Source organism: Cellulomonas sp. (assembly GCF_017744555.1).
In the GTDB taxonomy this organism is placed as follows: domain Bacteria; phylum Actinomycetota; class Actinomycetes; order Actinomycetales; family Cellulomonadaceae; genus Cellulomonas.
This window is the reverse complement of record NZ_JAGIBD010000096.1, coordinates 1-1,698: the sequence shown is the minus strand read 5'-3', so window position 1 is coordinate 1,698 and position 1,698 is coordinate 1. Positions and strand designations below refer to the sequence as shown.

Below are 1,698 nucleotides of genomic sequence, written 5' to 3'. Positions count from 1 at the left end.
GGTCCAGATCGTCTCGTCGTCCGACAGCCCGTGCAGCAGGTACAGCACGGGCGGCGGGCCGCTGCGGTCCGAGCCGGCCATGCCGATCTGGCCGTGCGCCGACTCGGGCAGCAGCACGGTCATGGCCGTGCTCTCCTGCAGGGCCTCGGAGAAGAAGTGACAGGTGAGCAGCGCCATCGCGGGCCTCCGGTCGGGTGGGACAGGGTCCTCGCCAACCTACGCCGAACCACGGCCGTGGTGGCTGCGCGCCGCGGTCGTCGCGTCAGCCCCGCCCGGCGACCCGACGCAGCAGGCGCAGCAGGGTCTGCTGCTCGTCGTCGTCGAGCGCGTCGAGACGCGCACGGACCCCGGCCTCGCGGCTGCTCGCGACCGCGTCGAGACGCTCGCGCCCCGCGTCGGTCAGCTCGACGAGCGTCGCGCGCCGGTCGTCGGGGTCGGGCACGCGGCGCACCCAGCCGTCGGCCGCCGCCTGGTCCACCTTCGACGTCACCGACCGGGGTGCGACGTCGAGGGCCTCGGCGAGCTCGCCCAGGCGGCGCGGGCGCCCCAGGCGGTCGAGCGTGCGCAGCAGGCGCAGCTGGCCGGGCGTGATCGCGTCGCCCAGACGCTCGGACGCGTCGCGGCGCGCGTTGCGCAGCACGTCGTGCAGCAGGTCGAGCAGCTCCTCGGACGGCTGCACCGGGCGCGCGGGGTCGCGGTCGCCGTCGCAGGCAGGACGGCCGCGGTCGGCGCGCCCGCCCGCGTCCGGGTGCTCGTGGGGTCGCACGGGGCGAGGCTACCGGGACGCCCCGGGCACCTCGCGAGGGAGGGCGGCCCCGGACGGCGTCCGCCTGGGCGGTGCCGACCGGCCCGGGGCCGGTCAGGCCGGGACGGTCCGCACGATGCGCGCGGCCTCGCCGGTCGTGCGGACCGTGATGCCGTGGCGCCCGGCGAGCTCCTCGAGCGGCTGCATCGTGAGCTTGTGCACGAAGCCGTCGGCCGTGAACGTCATCGAGCCCGACGGCGCCGTGACCGTGTAGCGGTAGCTCGTGCGGAGCTGGTGCTCCGCGGCGATCTCGACGGTCTCGCCGCGCCGGACGGCCAGGCCCTCGTGCCGCGCGCCGAGCCGGCCCGCGAACAGGACGATCCCGTCGGGCCGATCGAGCGCCTCGAGCATCGACCAGCCCCGGTACCAGGGGGCACGTCGCGCGCGGACCACCAGAGCGGCGGCACCGAGGGCGACCATGGCCGCGTAGACGACCCACATCGGGAACGTCGTCCCGCGGCGTTCGCCGACGCCCGTGAACCCGGAGAACGCCTCGACGACGAGCCCCACTACACCGCCGACCAGCGCGAGCACCGCGACGACGAGGTTGAGCGCGGCACCGGCGCGCGGGCCGCTCCCCGGCAGGTGGAGCGCGGGCGTGGGCGTGGTGGCCGCGTCACCGCGGGGGCTGAGGATCACGCGCGTGAACGTAGCGCGCCACGGGCCGCGGCCGCGGCGGTTTCGCGGGTGACGTCGGCGGGCCGTCGGAATAGTCGGGAGGCCTCCGTGCTTGATGGTGAGGTAACCTCAGCATCTTGCGGGCTCGCCCCCGCCCCCCTCCACCCCCAGGAGGTCCCGTGACCCACCCCGGACCCGTCCCCGGCCCGCCCGGACTGCGCGGCTTCAGCCGCGACCGCGGCGTCGCCCGGCAGCGCCTCGCCCCCGGCACGCTG

At 76.7% G+C, this 1,698-nt stretch carries 2 protein-coding genes; both read right to left on the bottom strand.

Annotated elements, in window-relative coordinates; all coding sequences use genetic code 11:
- Positions 1 to 262 precede the first annotated feature (262 nt).
- Positions 263 to 766, bottom strand: coding sequence for a MarR family transcriptional regulator (locus J7523_RS20295; protein ID WP_226237624.1), 504 nt, complete (start codon positions 764 to 766; stop codon positions 263 to 265).
- A 93-nt stretch (positions 767 to 859) separates the two neighbouring features.
- Positions 860 to 1,444 carry a hypothetical protein gene (locus J7523_RS20290; RefSeq protein WP_291890592.1) on the bottom strand — a complete coding sequence of 195 codons (585 nt, stop codon included), beginning with the start codon at positions 1,442 to 1,444 and terminating at the stop codon, positions 860 to 862.
- Positions 1,445 to 1,698: the final 254 nt, after the last annotated feature.